Raw genomic sequence first — 15113 nt, forward strand, 5'->3', positions numbered from 1 at the left:
TAAAACGCCGTTCAATTGGTGTGGGAATACGGTAAACTGCCGCTTGGTAGCGGTCAGTCTACGTAATGTAATAGGATTTGATTAGGTGGGATTCGTGACAGAATAACGTCGTTTACAGGTGTGACGTCATCAGTTCACGATGTCGCAGTTTAGCTTTCTTCTTTTTGCTCATGGTTGTTGCGGTAGTATTCCCATTGCTCGATACGTTCACCGTCATCAAACACACAATAAGTGGTGCGTTGATTGTTTTCAGTTACGGTTTCTAATTCACCATCTTGTTGAACACAATAAACCGCGGCTGGGTTAGCGACTGAAACACGTTGGCCTTCGCTATATTCTGCATAGTCGTTTGCACAACCGCCCAACACAACGGCAAATACAGCCATCAAACCAAGTTTCTTCATGTTTATCTCCTATGTGATAACTCTATAATTGAATGCGTTAAGTTCTACAGAACCAGATTAGAAGCTCTATGAAATTAGTATATTTTAGATTTCAGAAAAGGTTGTCCTAATTTGGTCAAGATATTGAAATAGGTTGATATTTCGCTATTTTTAAGTGCTTTTTGAGTGTTTGATCAAGCTGACATAGCTGATTTTATAACAGGAACGGTTTCCGTCAATAAGGCGCTACTTGATGGTTATTTGGACTCGATAGCCGTGGGCGAACAGCGATCAAAAGCAGAGGGTATGTGTTCTTGTGGGGGACGGAGAACCTCGAATCTATTGATGATTATGATATGATGCCGCCAAATTCAGTAGAGCAGTCAGAATCATGAGACACCTAAAAACCACCATCCACCCTGATATCGATCATCTAGACAATAAAACGGTATACAAGCGTAATGCTGCCCGCGCCATTGTATTAGATGGTGAAGACATTCTGATGCTCTATACAGAGCGTTATCACGACTACACCATTCCTGGTGGTGGTTTGGATGAAGGTGAAGATGTGATTGCTGGTATGGTGCGTGAACTCGAAGAAGAGACAGGCGCGAAGAATATCCATAGCATTAAGCCGTTTGGCATTTTTGAAGAGTTCCGTCCTTGGTATAAAGACGATGCGGATATGATGCATATGATCTCTTACTGCTACTCATGCAAGATCGATCGTGAGCTTGGTGAAACGGCTTACGAAGATTATGAAGTGAAAAACGGGATGAAGCCGATGTGGATGAATATCCATGAAGCGATCGCTCACAACGAAAAAACCATGGCTGAGAGCTCTAAGAAGGGCATGAGCATTGAACGTGAAACCTTTTTGCTGCATTTGATTGCCAAAGAGATGCTTTAACCGTTATCAATACAAGCCTGTTTAGCTATTTATTTGCCGCCACTTTTGGCGGCAAAGTTGTTTCTAGCAATGCTAAAATGTAATAGCAGTAATAAATCACTGAATGTAGTTGATATTGTCAACCAAGTGGTTTTAATGTATCTTTAGCTCAGTGATGACCCTAGCTAGCTGCCCGGTCATATCTCTAGTTCTCGCTGTGAGCCTGCCCTAAACAAAGAATACTATGAATAAAAGACAGTTTATTGCCCATTATCTGCGCATGAATCGCACCTCGTACTTACTAGCGATTGTGTTCATTTTTCTCGTAAATTGGCTTCAAGTTGAAATACCACGCTATATCCAATTGGCGATAGATCTGATTGATGATGCTTCCTCAAGCGGTCATCAGCAGCTTCAAACCTATGTTTGGATTGTGGTTGGCATGTCAGTCGCCATGGTTGTGGTGCGTATATTGTCTCGTATCTATGCGCTTAACCCTGGGCGGATTACAGAGGCGGCGCTTAAGACGACACTTCTCCAAAAGTTAAACCGTTTACCTAACAGCTTTCACCAGATGTTTGCGTCAGGCAGACTGATCTCCATCATCAATAATGACCTCAGTGGCATTCGCTTACTGTTTGGTGTGGGCTTTCTGCAGTTCTTTAATGCCCTGTTGGCACTGTCATTAACACCGCTCTACATGTGGCGCATATCGCCAGAACTCACACTGTATTCGATTATTCCTATCTCAATCGCTTTTGTGATTTTTCGTGTGGGCTTCAAGCGTATGAAAATACTGCATTTAGAGCACATGAAACGTTTACAAAACTTGTCTGCTCAGCTAATGAGTTACCTGTCTGGGATTGATTTGATTAAGAGTCAGCAGATGTCACCTTGGGTGAAAGCCGAAACTGAAAAGCTTAACCAGTTATTGCTTGAGTGCCGCCTTAAAATTACACGTATTCAGGTGTTCTTTATGCCAGTACTCGATTACGCCAATGACTTGATGAAAATCATCATTCTTGGGCTTGGTGGCTACATGTTAATGAGACAAGAGCTAACCCTCGGTGAGATCACTGCTTTCCTAACTTACTCGGTTTTACTCGCTATGCCATTGATGCAGCTTGGCAGAATCGCGACCATTTATCAGCGTGGCATGGTAGGTATTCAGAGCGCACAGACTATTCTTAATGCCAAAGTTCCCGAGCTTGATGAAGATAAGCTCACGGAGTTAGATGTTGAATCGCTAAGGGGAAAAACGTTTTCCGTTCGCAATCTCAGCTTCAGCTATTCGGGTGAAGAGCGTGTGATTCTTGATGACATCAGTTTTGATATTCCTGCTGGTAAGAAAGTGGGTGTGCTAGGTGGAATCGGAGCGGGTAAAACGACATTAGTGAACTGCTTGAATCATCATTTGGATGTACCAGAAGGCTCGGTTTTCCTTGGCGAAAGGGATATCACTAGCTTCTCACGCAGTGACTTGCGCCGTTATGTAAAAACCGTGACTCAAGACCCTTTCCTGTTTTCAGCAACCGTCGAGGATAATATTCGTTTTGGTAGCTTAGATACTGACTTGTCAAAGAATCAGGTTGATGAAGTACTTGAGCTTAGCCAGTTGGCGAGTGACGTTACTCGTTTTGAGCATGGTGACCAAACCTTAGTCGGTGAGAAAGGGATCATGCTGTCAGGCGGCCAGAAGCAGCGCTTAAGTATTGCGCGTGCTTTATTGCAACCCACAGACCTGATCATCATGGATAACGTTCTATCGGCTGTCGACTATGAAACAGAACGTAAGATTTTGGAAGGCCTGTTTAAGCGCTTGGAAAATCAATCGGTACTTGTGGTTTCACACCGTGTTAATGCCCTTGAATATATGGACGAAATCATCGTGTTGAACGAAGGTAAAGTGATCGCGAAGGGTGACCATGCAACGTTATTGAAAACATGTGATTACTATTACGATACATGGCAGTTACAGCAGAATGAAACGGAGGCAGTAGCATGTTAAAAGGTGTTGATCTTAAGTACCTCAAGCACTTTTTAAAGTTTGCTAAGAAATACAAACGCTCTGCGATTCTGGGCATCGCTATGCTTCCGCTCTCTGTAATTACAAGCTTATTGTTTCCTTGGCTGATCATTCTAGTGATTGATGTACATCTGAGCCATGGGGATATGGATGGACTGCTCGAGTACGTCTTCTATCTAGTCGCAGTTCTGGTGGCTAGTTATGTGGTGGATACTATCTATTCATATAACCTGCGTAAAACGGGTCAATATACGATAACCGACATGCGTTCAGTGTTGTTTGCTCGCGTGCTTAAATTGCCACGCAGCTATTTTGATAACACACCGATTGGCGTCACGCTTTCACGATTAACCAGTGACTTGGAAACCATCGGTGAGACATTTGTTCAGTCGGTTGTAGGTCTAGTTAAAGACAGCATCAATACCATTGCTCTGTTGGTGATGATGTTCTTCATTGACTGGCAGTTAACGATGATTGTGTTGATTATCATGCCGCCAGTGATGTACTTGACGGTGTATGTGAGAAACCGACTTCGCGCTTTGTATAAGGTGACTCGTTCTTCGCTCGCTCGTGGTATTGGCTTTTTACAAGAAGTCTTATTTGGTATGAAAACGGTTCAGATGTATCGAGCCGAAGAACAAGTCGAACAACGCTACCAAGGCTATACTGATGAGTTTCTGAGAGCACAGAAGAAAATCAATAAATACGATGCGATTTTGTTCTCGTTTATCTCGGGCATTACCTCAATCACGATCGCAATTATGATCTGGTATGGCTCTGAGCAAGTGATAGAAGGGGCACTCACCTTGGGTGTGCTGATTGCGTTCATCAACACTTTAGAAAAAGTGTTTGTTCCGATCCGTGACTTTACTTCACAGATTGCTTCGATTCAGAGTTCATTTGCAGCGTTTGACCATATTGAAGAGCTGTTTGTTGAGCCGACTGAAGAGGAAGGGCGCAACCTGCTGCCATCTAACAAGGTTGAAAAACAGCTCGAACAGTTTGTGAGCCTGGAGTTTAAGAACGTGAGCTTCCGTTACAAAGACGACTCTCCCTACGTTCTAAAGAATGTTTCGTTTGTATTGGAGAAAGGGCATCAAATCGCGCTTGTGGGTTCTACGGGATCGGGCAAGTCGACAATTCTGCGTCTAATCTCTAAAACCTACCAAGACTATGAAGGCAGCATTCTACTGAATGGAATAGAGCTGTCGCAGATCTCAAGCGAAGACTCTGCTCATTTGTTCTCAATGATGATGCAAGACGTGCACTTATTTGAAGAGACAATCCAATTCAATATCGCGCTGGGTAAAACGCATTTATCTAGAATTGAGGTTGAGCAGGCAGCGCGCTATGTTTATGCCGATAAGTTTATTGAACAATTGCCACAAGGTTATGACTTCCACTTGGAAAAGAACGGCTCCAATTTGTCTGTGGGGCAAACGCAGCTTATTTCGTTTGCTAGAGCGGTTGCACAGGGTGGTCAATTGATGATGCTCGATGAGGCGACCAGTTCGGTAGATTCAATCACCGAAGACCTCATTCAAAAAGCGATGCAGCGCCTGTTCAAGGAAAAAACCGTGATTGCGATTGCGCACCGTTTGAGTACCGTTCGTCACTCGGATACGATTCTGGTATTGGAAAAGGGTGAAATTGTTGAGCAAGGTAATCATCAACAGCTGGTGGCATACAATGGAATTTACGCAGGGTTGTTGAATGAATCGATTGTCGAAACGGGCGATTCCCAAGTTACGGTAGCCTGATTGCCTCAAATTTAGGCTGTTGCTTTCGATGAGATAAATTGGCCTTGTCTATGCTTCACCAGTTTCTATTGTTTTCTAATACTCCCAAGAGGTTAGGGAAATTAAACATATTTTTCGATTATTAATATGTTATGATCTCCCTACTACTAAAGGGGTGTCTTCGTACATCGGGATGTATGCGAGCAAAACGTAAGTGCTTGTGTCAGTCACTTTCTGGCGAATATGGAATCGAAAATGTTGTTGGAAGAAGTTGTAGAAATTATCGAATTAACCGACTCAGACCATTTATCTCAAGCAATGGAACTGTTTAACGAGCATGGTTTTGTTGATGCTGAGTCTTTACCTTTTATGGATGTTGTTTTTGAAACAGCACCGGATCACCTTGCGAAGAAGTTGTCGCAGGTTGGTTTTAAAGGTTTAGTGCAAGTCGAAAAGAATGAAGATGCATCGGGCTTCACCATTATTGATGCTGACCGCGTTCTGCTAAAAGACTCTGCTTAGCTGTAAGACTTTGCTTAGATACAAGACTCTGCTTAACTGTAAGATTCTTCTTAATTACAAGAATAAGATTCAGCGTAATGAAAAGGCTCTATCCAGTTCAGTAACCCCCGTTATGATTATTTGAGGTTAACACAGTGACAACAGCAACCGCTTCATCAACAGAGCAACACATTTCCAATGAACATGCGCTTTTAGGGGCATCGTTATTAGCGTCTCAAAAAGTTGAGTTGGCTCTGTTCAGTGTTATCTCTAAATTAGCTAAAGCACTGCCAAAGGAACAACAGTCACTAGGCTTGGATTTGGATACCTTTTTAAGGGAAAAGCCAAGTGAGCAAGCCTCTATGCTGAGCCTATACGAACAGACGTTTGGTGAGCAACTTCCTTTGAAGACAAATGAACTCAACGATTTTATTTACCACCGAAACTTGGTAACTCGTGGCTTTTGGCGAGTGACTGGGGCTGATGTTAAAGGCGGTGAGAAGCTTGCGAACCCAGAGCTATATTTAAAAGAGTTCTTGGCCAAGTGTGAATACTGGCAAGTGATGCTTGATACCCAAACCAAGTAATCAAATTGAAATAAGAAAGCCATAGCGAAACATGCTATGGCTTTTTGTTTGTGTAAACCATGCTGAATTTTTTAAAGCAGATGATTACCTCGAATACTGAGAACATCACTTATATTACTTAAATATCCCTCCAAAATTTAAATCATCATCTTCAATACATAGTTCCTAGAGACAAAGTGGTGTTTAAGTGCAGCACAAACATGAAGAACAACTAAACAGGCTAGGGCAATACAACTGGCACGATGTAAATAGAAAAAGAAGCCGTTGATTGCAGGATCGGTAATTGGGTTATTCACGATCACTAACCAGAATAACGAATAAGGTTCTTTCAGCATCAAATAACCGGTGCTGAAAACCATAAACATCACTAGATACATCAGGGAGTGAGCAAGTTTAGCAACGCATTTTTGCCCTTCAGGCACAGACAGTGGCATAGTTGGTGATGACCGGAAGTGGCTCCAGACATAACGAACCACGAATAATGGCGTCGCAATGGTCGCCAATGACATGTTGAGCACTGACAGAAAAGAAAATAGCTCTGGATGACTGGTGACATAGTGCATCACATACCCTGCGACTGTTGCATAGATGATGACAGATGCCATGACCCAGTGCAGCACCCGGCTCATTAAATCGTATCGTGGATTGTTCAAATTAACCTCGCTCTGATCGTTATTAATATAAGATTCATCTCGATGCAATAAATCAACTCTTGGTATATTCGCATCGCGAATTAATTATATAGAACAGTATTACGCGGTATTTTTATAATTTAGAAATTAATGATGTTGCTTCAGGTGTTTTATAATAATCAATGATGTTTTAGAGTGTTAATTCCAATAAGGAGAAGGCAGAATTGCCAACTTTCTAGCTTGTCTTGCGATTAAGAGATACAGTTAACAAAGATTAAATATATAAGGAATGTATAAATGCTTCGAACCCTATTGATTGCAGTGTTATCACTGGTCACGACCATGAGCTTTGCAAGCGAGGAGGTTAAATACTCAGAGAAAGAGTATGTAGACCGACCATTGATGGAACGCTACATCTTAGATGAGTTGAAGCAGTTGCGAATGGAACAGCAAGATCTGGAAAGGCGCTTGACCATTCAGATGACCGATCGTGAGCTTACAGTCGCCGATAAGTCATTGAATTATGCCAATGTCACGGTCACGTATTTCTTCTATATTATTGCGGGTGTTGCTTCTCTTATTGCATTGGTTGGTTGGCAATCACTGAAAGACCTCAAACACACCACCAAAGAAATGGCTGACCAGCGACTTAATTCGATTGCTCAAGACTACGAGAAGAAATTCAATGTTCTTGAAAGGGATCTTAAGCGTAAGACCAGAATTATCTCAGAGAACAACCGAGAAATCGAAATCATCAATGAGATTCACAATTTATGGCTCAGAGCGCAAAACGCTCAAACCGCCGAGCAGAAGATTGAAATTTACGATGAGATATTGAAGGTTCGTCCGGGTGATTTAGAAGCGTTGACCTATAAAGCGGATGCTGCGATGGATATGCAGGAATACCACTGGGCAATGAGCCTATGTAACCGCGTGTTAGAAGTGGATGACCAAAATGCCCACGCCTTGTATCAACGTGCTTGTTCGTATGCAAGGTTAGGAGCAGAAGGTCAGGCTATCGATGACTTAGAGCGTTCTATTGAAGCGAGTGGTTCAATGAGAGAGTTGCTAGCTGAAGAGCCAGACTTTGAGATGCTGCGCGGCTTAGATCGTTTTGAAGCGCTTTGTGAAGAGTAATGTCACTTAAGGTGGTGGGCTTCACACGCCCACCATATTTTGGCAACTTTTGTGGAACGGTTTCTTACATTTCGTTTATTCTTTTGAATTAATTGTTATGTTATAACACTTGCCAAGTTCCTTGTTATAACCGCTAAGTATTTTATGAAGTTCCTCCCTATTGGCCTGATCGTAATCGCTATCAGTGCATTCTCGCTTTCCGTTTTACTCCATTTTCAATCCGAAGCACCAGAAGAAATCTCAATTCAAGTCACCCCTTATAAAGATTTATTAACTCATCAAGAGGGGGCATCAAACTCATATACAGATTCAGATTCAAGCTCAAGAACACTGGTAAAAGTGCATTACTTCGTGAAGGTTGGAGATACGCTCAGCAACATCTTTTCGTCATGGAAACTGCCTTATGAGACAGTTCAAAAAGTGATGGAAGCGGATCTTGAGTCTTTGAAGCTCGATACAATAAAGCCTGGCGATCACCTAGAGTTGCTTTTGGATAGTGACTCTAAACAACTCGTAGAGCTGATTTTCCATGAAAATCTCGTAGAGCAAGCTGTCTTCACTAAAAATGATGACGGAAGCTTTAATTACCAATTTCATGAAATGCCTGGCGAATGGAAAGAAAAGCTCTATACGGGCACCGTTCATGGCAGTTTTTCAACGTCAGCATACAAAGCGGGATTAACAACCGCCCAGATAGCCAATATTACTCGAACGTTGAGAGACAAGATTAACTTCTCAAAGCAGTTAAGAGCGGGCGATGAGTTTAATGTGTTGGTCAATGAGCAATACACAGGCGACCATCTAACAGGAAAAACAGAGGTCCAAGGCATATCGATTACGTTACGAGGTAAGGAGGTGGCCGCGTTTCTTGCTCCGGATGGACGTTTCTACGACAGAGAGGGTAACAGCCTTGAGCAAGCGTTCAATCGCTACCCAATAGACAAACAATTCCGAAGAATTACTTCGCCATTTAACCCGTACCGTAAGCACCCAGTGACCGGACGTATATCTCCGCATAATGGTACTGACTTCGCAACACCCGTAGGGTCGCCAGTTTATTCAACCGGTGATGGTCGAGTTATTGCTATTCGTAACCACCCGTATGCGGGGAAATACATAGTGATTGAACATAACAGTGTTTACAAAACTCGCTATCTGCACTTGAGCCGATTCTTGGTTAAGAAGGGGCAACAGGTTAAGCGTGGGCAGAAAATTGCGTTGTCTGGCACGACTGGTCGCGTAACCGGGCCGCATTTGCATTTTGAAGTACTGGTGCGTGGAAGAGCGGTGGATTCGATGAAAGCGAACTTACCTTTAGCGAGTTCTATCTTACCTGAAAATAAAGGTGCATTCTTGGCGAGAGTTGCCTCGTTTGATGACATGCTCTCAGGGCAAAAGGTTGCACGAGTAACATCAAGCTAAGTATCAGCTTATAACCGTTCTAACCCTCTGGCGGCTATTCATCAAAGGGTTGGAACGAGTTTTCATTAGGCTGCCTGATTGCTCAGTATCCTAATAGATTAAGTGCTCAAGTGCTCAAGTGCTCAAGTGTTGAGATCTTAAGTGACTAAGTGACTAAGTGGCTAAGCGATTGAGCGACTAGGCGATTAAGCGACGACAACCGCCGTGCCGCTCGCCGATACCATTAGCATGCCATTACCCGTTCCTAGTACCTCGTAATCGATATCTACGCCCACAACCGCGTTCGCGCCTGCTTCAATGGCTTTTTGTTCTAGCTCTTTGAAGGCGTAGTTACGTGCTTTCTCTAGCTCTTTTTCATAAGTGCCAGAACGCCCACCAACAAAGTCACGGATTCCTGAAAACATATCTTTGAAAACGTTAACGCCTAGAATGGCCTCTCCGGCGATAACTCCTTTGTAATCGACAATGCGTTTGCCTTCAACAGATTGAGTGGTGGTAATAATCATAATGGCCTCTTGTAAGCTTGATGAGCTTTTACTCGCTGTATGGATTGATAGTTTGGTCTTATTCTTGAATAACATCGCTCAGTGATGTCTCTGAGCGTGTGAACTCATGTCTTAACCATGTTCTCAGTTTTAGCACACTTTCTTGTTTTAATTTGTTTTTTGGGCAAACAAAATAGAAATCTTGGTGTGGATTCGCGACGGGTTCGCCCAACTCCACTAGCATCCCATGGCTGATGTCATCTTTCACAAACAAGCGATGCGTAACCAATACGCCTAACGAACGAATTGCAGCTTGAACCGCTTGAATAGAGACATCAAACGTTAGATTGCTATGGAATGTGGGCATTGGGATTTGGTAATTGTCGCACCAGACTTGCCAGTCGTGTTGTCGCCTGAGGTTAAAAACGCCAATGGTCGGGTTTTGTTTGACGAGTTGCTGGACGTTTAATCCGGTCTGGTTTTTCAATAGAGCAGGGCTGCACACCAAGACCAGGTCATCGTCGCCGAGCTTTTCGCTGTAATATTGTTCCCACTCGTTTGGCTTGCCATGTACGAGGGCAATATCGACACCTTCTTGTTCGATATCGAAAGGGCCGGTTAATGTCGAAATACGGATATCAAGTGAGGGAGCAAATGCTTGGAATTCGGGGACTCGAGGGATCCACCAGTGCATCGCGAGTGAGTTCACCATGTTAAGAGTGATACGGTGATCGTTAGGCGTTCTGGCAAGCTCTTCGGTGGCTTCTATCACTTGCTCAAGTGCGGGCGCGACCTTTCGATAATATCGCTTACCGGCGGCATTAAGAACAACACGACGACCTACTCGCTGAAATAGCGGTTTATTAACCAGTTGCTCTAGTGATTTGATGGCTTGGCTTACTGCAGAATGACTGACAAACAACACTCGAGCAGCGTCGGTCATGCTGCCGGTTTCAGCAACAGCAATGAAAGCATAAACGGATTTAAGCGGGACGAGTTTCTTCATTGGTAAGTTTTCCTTACAGTTATGGTTAATATTACTCGCTATTTTTCATCACGTCACGCTTCTAAAATAGGTGTCATAGGAGGTGATAATTATGTCTGATATTACCAAGGCGACGACTTTCATGTTGTTGTCGACGTTCAGTTTGTCTTTGAGTGGCTTGATGGCCAAGTATCTATCTGAAGTGATGCCAATCTCGTTACTCAGTTTTGTGCGTTTTTTGTTACCCAGTCTGTTCTTATTCTTATTCTTGATGTTCTACAAAATAACGAAACCTTCACTCGATATGTGGAAACCTTTAGTGATGCGGGCGATCTTTATGGTGGCGTGTCAGTGGTGTTTCCTTACTTCACTACAAACCTTAACGCTGGTTGAAGGTGTGGTGTTATTCAGTACGGGGCCTCTGTTTATTCCATTGTTAGAAAAATTAATATTCGGAACCAAGATTCATACAACGACTATCGCATGTTTAGCAATTACATTCTTCGGCGTAGTGATGATGGCAGGGGATTGGTCGCGGTTTGAGTTTGGTTCGGAGTTCTTTAGACCTGCACTATTGCTTGGACTTCTAGCGGGTGTGTTTAATTCTGGCTCGCAAGTGAGTCTGTACCGAGCATCTAAAACCAGCCTGACACCAGCAGAGCTTAACGCATGGACCTTTTTAGTCGCAGCAATACTCGTTATACCTATGCTCGTGTTTACTTCTGTTTCTGCTGTACCAGATATACTTAAGGGGGACAGTGTGTATGGAGCTTTAACGACTTTGCTGTCGTTTGATGGCTTGCGTTGGATTGGACTTGGTGCATTTGGACTCGCACTGTTTACCATCAATACTCAAATTTTCCGCTCCAAGGCTTATAAGCTTGCAGATAGCGGTTCCCAGTTGGCACCACTGATTTTTACTAACATGCTGTTTAGCGCCTTATGGCAGGGTTTGTTCTTTGATGATGTGTTTTCTACTCAGCAGATGATTGGCATTAACCTGATTGTTGTGGCGAGCATTACCAACACGCTATTAGCGAAGAGACACAGCAAAGCAAAAGCCAAGCAAACACCGCGAGTCACAGTGGCTGTAGCGACGGTAGCCACTGTAGTGGACGTTGCGGTGCTGGATTCTGCGGCTAAAAGCTAATCATTGATCTTATAGCCTAAAGACTAAATGGTTAGCTCAAACTTAAAATAATGAGCGTATGTACTCTTTTACTCGGTCGATGTGTTCGTTTGGTTCAATCTCGCAACGCTGCTTAGTCTCTAGGAATCGCTCAGCGTATTTGTCGTAGATTTTGTTTTCTAAGAACAGCAAATACAGCTTGGGATCGATATGACCGCTGGTGGCCATGTCGGTCATGATGTTGAGTGATTCGCTTAGGAGTTTGCCTTTCTTATACGGGCGATCACTAGAGGTGAGCGCTTCAAAGACATCAGCAATGGCCATCGCTCTGGACGGTAGAGGTAATTGGTCTTCGCTTAAGCCTCTAGGGTAGCCCTTGCCGTCGATACGCTCGTGGTGTCCGCTGGCGATATCCGGAATATTCTGGAGGTAAGACGGATAAGGCAGCTTGTTAAGCATGGTGAAGGTTTGAATAATATGATCGTTGATCATGAAACGTTCTTCATCGTTTAACGTGCCACGACGAACTTTCAAGTTGTGCAGTTCACCTTGGTTGTATTTGACTTCTCCTGGCTTAAGCACAAACGCTTCTTGCCATACATCAGCAGGGCTAAAGCCATTGTCCCACGGTATTTTATGCTCAGGCTTATCGGCAAGTAGCGGTTCCATCACCGGTAGTATTTGGTCTTTTCTTGCTGGCTCAGCTTCACTCTTCTCTGTCGTGTCTTGTTGTTCATTAAACCTCTCTTTTTCAGACCATGATAGCCCCAATTGATCATCCAGCGTGCGTTTCCATTGGCGCTTGGCTATTCGGTCTAAGCGTTCTAGTTGTTCGTCCGTCATCGACTCTCCACCAAGGTTGCACTCAGCAACGAAGGCAAATTCTTCATCCAATTCTGACAAGCTTTGTTCGAGGACCTTAAGCTGATCCTCTTGAAGCGCTCCGTTCGCTATGGCTTTCCAGTAGTCGGTTTCCGCTTGTTGCTTTAACAATTCGAAACGCATTCGCACTTCGTGGATTCGGTCGTAAATGGTTTCAAGTTTTGTCGCTTTGTCTACGACATACTCGGGTGTGGTTACCTTGCCGCAGTCATGAAGCCAAGCGGCGAGCATTAACTCTTCCCACTGTTTACTATCCAATGAGAATTGCGGGTAATAACGGTCATCATCAATGGTTGCTTGAGTCAGCCATTTGGTGAGTTCAGGCACTCTCTGGCAATGCCCACCCGTGTAAGGTGATTTGGTATCAATAGCTGATGCAATCAACTCGATAAAGGCATTAAGCATGTCTTTCTGTTGCTGCATTTGGTCAATGTTATCTTTGGCTATTTCTGCAAAGCTGAGCAGTTCTCGTAAGAAGGCGTGCTTGTCTGACTGCATCTTGGTAATCGGTCTTTCATAGCCAATTGCGACGATACCCACCAACAACTTCTCACGATTTAATAGTGGAAACAGGTACAGATCTGAATTGAAGATCGAATCTTGGTAATAGTTGAGAACATTGTCTTCTCGGTTTAAGTGGATGGTTTCTCCAGATTTAAGTTGGCACAGCAACCAAGGCGTGTGCTTGATGAAGTCATTGATGTCGGCCTTAAAGGGAAGAATGGCGAGGTTCGCGGCCGTATCAAACACATCTTTCTCTTTTGATTGAGTGAAGAGGACAATGGTTTCTGCTTTAGTAATTAAATAGCTTTGATGAGCAATATTTTTGGCTAAGATCGAAAATTCCTGATTACCTGCCGTGTCTCGAAGTAGCGTAATAAGATCATGAAGTGTGTGTTCCATCAGCTCAATTGAGTGGGCGAGGTTAGCCACTTCTTGAATCATGCTTTTGGGATAATGAGTTCGCCTGAAGTCAAATCGTGCGATGTTGTCGGTGAGTTGCATCAGCGTATTGAGAGGCTGAGACAGTCTATTAGCAACAAACCATACGATAGCGAAGCAGATGAACAACATCCCAATCGCGACGGCGACTTGCTTGTCACGCATCGAGATAAGATCAGAGAGCAACTCATTGTGTGGCGTAGCCTCTGCCAAATATAAAGTGACATTCTGAGTGAGCTCAACAGGCGTTAGCGTCAATGCCCAAGTGTTTAAGTTGTACTCAACGTTTTTTAGGTTGAGGTTTAATTTCTCTTCGTCGGAGATAAGTGGTGCTATGACGGATGCTTTCAATGCTTCCATCTGTTCACGCTTAGGCACATTAAAAAAGCTTAGGTCTTGTTCACTGCCAGAGAGTTTCCCTGTCGTTTGGTTATTCGTTTTCTCAGTTTTACTTGTGTCATTAGGCTGGGAGGTAAGCTTGGGGATTGATAAATCAAGTTGATGTTGGCCGAGAAGATTGAAATGTTGATCGAACAGAGCGAGTCGGGTTTGTGGAGAGTAAGCCAATTCACTGATCTGGGAAGAGAGAGATTTCAACGTGAAGTCGGCACCAACGACATGCTTGCCATCCAAAGAACGTCTAGAAAGCGTGATGCCATTGGTTTGCAGGAAGTAGAACAGGTAGGGCTCAGAGAGTTGTATTGAGCCGTCAGGCTTTGCGTTACGAAACCAAGGTCGAGTCGTGGGGTTGAACTTACTCTCGGCTTGTCGGGTACTGATCACTTGGTGTGCGCCATCGAGAAAGGTAATAAAGTTTTCACCATCTAGATTGGTGCTGCTGACCATCATGGTCGCTTTAGCGGGAGCGTTGTTATCGGCTCTCTGTTTAATGGAACTCAGAGGGCGAAAGATTCTGAAATCACCATCTTCAGAGCCATAGAACAGAGCGACTAAGTTAGTATTTTGTTTGAAGATGATATCGACCGAAGCAAGCCAAGATTCTTTTTCGACGGAGGAGGTTTGATGAGCAACAAACGGGCTCACTGCCATCACGTTTAAGGTTGTGATGACTGGGGCAATAGCTTGTTTAAATACCGATTCCAACTTATCGCGATGTTCATTACTGACTTCGCGCACGGTGCCTAAAAGCAGTTCTTGAGAGTGCCGATAACTTATCGAAATCAGTACGGTACCGACAAGAGTGGTCAAAATTAAGAAAAGGCTAGTGATGTGGATACTCAGCGGATATCGTCTTCTTCTCATCTAACACTCCAGTTTGTAGACTGGTTTAAGTATTGACGAACTTGGGTAGGTTGCAAAAAATTGGCGTAATTACCGAGTATGTACGATTTTACTTAGATAAGAAAAGCGTTA

The 15113-nt window shown here is 43.6% G+C and carries 13 protein-coding genes; 8 read left to right on the plus strand and 5 right to left on the minus strand.

Features of this window, described 5'->3' with window-relative positions; genetic code table 11:
* Positions 1-149: 149 nt before the first annotated feature.
* Positions 150-404 (minus strand): DUF333 domain-containing protein, encoded by a 255-nt coding sequence (locus tag L3V35_RS18415; protein WP_102442190.1) that lies wholly within the window; start codon positions 402-404, stop codon positions 150-152.
* Between the two features lie 370 nt (positions 405-774).
* Between L3V35_RS18415 and L3V35_RS18420 the strand changes: the two genes are divergently transcribed.
* The 5 genes from L3V35_RS18420 to L3V35_RS18440 all read left to right on the plus strand — a co-directional run bounded on the left by L3V35_RS18420 (position 775) and on the right by L3V35_RS18440 (position 6125).
* Positions 775-1293, plus strand: a complete 519-nt coding sequence (locus L3V35_RS18420) for an NUDIX hydrolase (RefSeq protein WP_017082444.1) — start codon at positions 775-777, stop codon at positions 1291-1293.
* A 223-nt stretch (positions 1294-1516) separates the two neighbouring features.
* Positions 1517-3280, plus strand: coding sequence for an ABC transporter ATP-binding protein (locus L3V35_RS18425; protein ID WP_237300421.1), 1764 nt, complete (start codon positions 1517-1519; stop codon positions 3278-3280).
* Complete coding sequence (locus tag L3V35_RS18430) at positions 3274-5058, plus strand: ABC transporter ATP-binding protein (protein ID WP_237300422.1); 1785 nt, start codon at positions 3274-3276, stop codon at positions 5056-5058. Before L3V35_RS18425 ends, L3V35_RS18430 begins: the two co-directional genes overlap by 7 nt.
* Positions 5059-5292: 234 nt before the next feature.
* Positions 5293-5559, plus strand: coding sequence for a hypothetical protein (locus L3V35_RS18435; protein WP_054547069.1), 267 nt, complete (start codon positions 5293-5295; stop codon positions 5557-5559).
* Positions 5560-5693: 134 nt separating this feature from the next.
* A complete protein-coding gene (locus L3V35_RS18440; protein ID WP_237300423.1) occupies positions 5694-6125 on the plus strand; it encodes a hypothetical protein in 432 nt (143 codons plus the stop codon).
* A gap of 137 nt (positions 6126-6262) precedes the next feature.
* Here the strand turns inward: L3V35_RS18440 and L3V35_RS18445 are convergent, their stop codons facing one another.
* A complete protein-coding gene (locus L3V35_RS18445; RefSeq protein ID WP_081279975.1) occupies positions 6263-6754 on the minus strand; it encodes a cytochrome b/b6 domain-containing protein in 492 nt (163 codons plus the stop codon).
* A 300-nt stretch (positions 6755-7054) separates the two neighbouring features.
* On the opposite strand from L3V35_RS18445, the gene L3V35_RS18450 reads away from it, so the two are divergent.
* Entirely contained in the window at positions 7055-7894 is an 840-nt protein-coding gene (locus L3V35_RS18450; protein ID WP_065205922.1) for an alkyl sulfatase dimerization domain-containing protein, read from the plus strand.
* 144 nt (positions 7895-8038) lie between these two features.
* Positions 8039-9316 carry a peptidoglycan DD-metalloendopeptidase family protein gene (locus L3V35_RS18455; protein ID WP_237300424.1) on the plus strand — a complete coding sequence of 426 codons (1278 nt, stop codon included), beginning with the start codon at positions 8039-8041 and terminating at the stop codon, positions 9314-9316.
* 185 nt (positions 9317-9501) lie between these two features.
* Here L3V35_RS18455 and L3V35_RS18460 read toward each other — a convergent pair whose 3' ends face one another.
* Both L3V35_RS18460 and L3V35_RS18465 read right to left on the minus strand, forming a co-directional pair.
* Positions 9502-9822, minus strand: a complete 321-nt coding sequence (locus tag L3V35_RS18460) for a heavy metal-binding domain-containing protein (RefSeq protein WP_004730185.1) — start codon at positions 9820-9822, stop codon at positions 9502-9504.
* 58 nt (positions 9823-9880) lie between these two features.
* Positions 9881-10807: a LysR substrate-binding domain-containing protein gene (locus tag L3V35_RS18465; protein WP_054547064.1), complete on the minus strand. Its 927-nt coding sequence runs from the start codon at positions 10805-10807 to the stop codon at positions 9881-9883.
* A 91-nt stretch (positions 10808-10898) separates the two neighbouring features.
* Between L3V35_RS18465 and L3V35_RS18470 the strand changes: the two genes are divergently transcribed.
* Positions 10899-11936: an EamA family transporter gene (locus L3V35_RS18470; protein ID WP_237300425.1), complete on the plus strand. Its 1038-nt coding sequence runs from the start codon at positions 10899-10901 to the stop codon at positions 11934-11936.
* A gap of 42 nt (positions 11937-11978) precedes the next feature.
* Here L3V35_RS18470 and L3V35_RS18475 read toward each other — a convergent pair whose 3' ends face one another.
* Complete coding sequence (locus tag L3V35_RS18475) at positions 11979-15002, minus strand: HD domain-containing phosphohydrolase (RefSeq protein WP_237300426.1); 3024 nt, start codon at positions 15000-15002, stop codon at positions 11979-11981.
* Positions 15003-15113: the final 111 nt, after the last annotated feature.

The sequence above is a fragment of the Vibrio sp. L5-1 genome, assembly GCF_021728315.1.
In the GTDB taxonomy this organism is placed as follows: domain Bacteria; phylum Pseudomonadota; class Gammaproteobacteria; order Enterobacterales; family Vibrionaceae; genus Vibrio; species Vibrio splendidus_K.

Bases quoted from the DNA above. Each gene is read 5' to 3' on its own strand.
- L3V35_RS18435 (WP_054547069.1), top strand. From the start codon at position 5,293: ATGTTGTTGGAAGAAGTTGTAGAAATTATCGAATTAACCGACTCAGAC.
- L3V35_RS18445 (WP_081279975.1), bottom strand. From the start codon at position 6,754: ATGAGCCGGGTGCTGCACTGGGTCATGGCATCTGTCATCATCTATGCA.
- L3V35_RS18430 (WP_237300422.1), top strand. From the start codon at position 3,274: ATGTTAAAAGGTGTTGATCTTAAGTACCTCAAGCACTTTTTAAAGTTT.
- L3V35_RS18415 (WP_102442190.1), bottom strand. From the start codon at position 404: ATGAAGAAACTTGGTTTGATGGCTGTATTTGCCGTTGTGTTGGGCGGT.
- L3V35_RS18460 (WP_004730185.1), bottom strand. From the start codon at position 9,822: ATGATTATTACCACCACTCAATCTGTTGAAGGCAAACGCATTGTCGAT.
- L3V35_RS18420 (WP_017082444.1), top strand. From the start codon at position 775: ATGAGACACCTAAAAACCACCATCCACCCTGATATCGATCATCTAGAC.
- L3V35_RS18475 (WP_237300426.1), bottom strand. From the start codon at position 15,002: ATGAGAAGAAGACGATATCCGCTGAGTATCCACATCACTAGCCTTTTC.
- L3V35_RS18425 (WP_237300421.1), top strand. From the start codon at position 1,517: ATGAATAAAAGACAGTTTATTGCCCATTATCTGCGCATGAATCGCACC.
- L3V35_RS18455 (WP_237300424.1), top strand. From the start codon at position 8,039: ATGAAGTTCCTCCCTATTGGCCTGATCGTAATCGCTATCAGTGCATTC.
- L3V35_RS18465 (WP_054547064.1), bottom strand. From the start codon at position 10,807: ATGAAGAAACTCGTCCCGCTTAAATCCGTTTATGCTTTCATTGCTGTT.
- L3V35_RS18450 (WP_065205922.1), top strand. From the start codon at position 7,055: ATGCTTCGAACCCTATTGATTGCAGTGTTATCACTGGTCACGACCATG.
- L3V35_RS18470 (WP_237300425.1), top strand. From the start codon at position 10,899: ATGTCTGATATTACCAAGGCGACGACTTTCATGTTGTTGTCGACGTTC.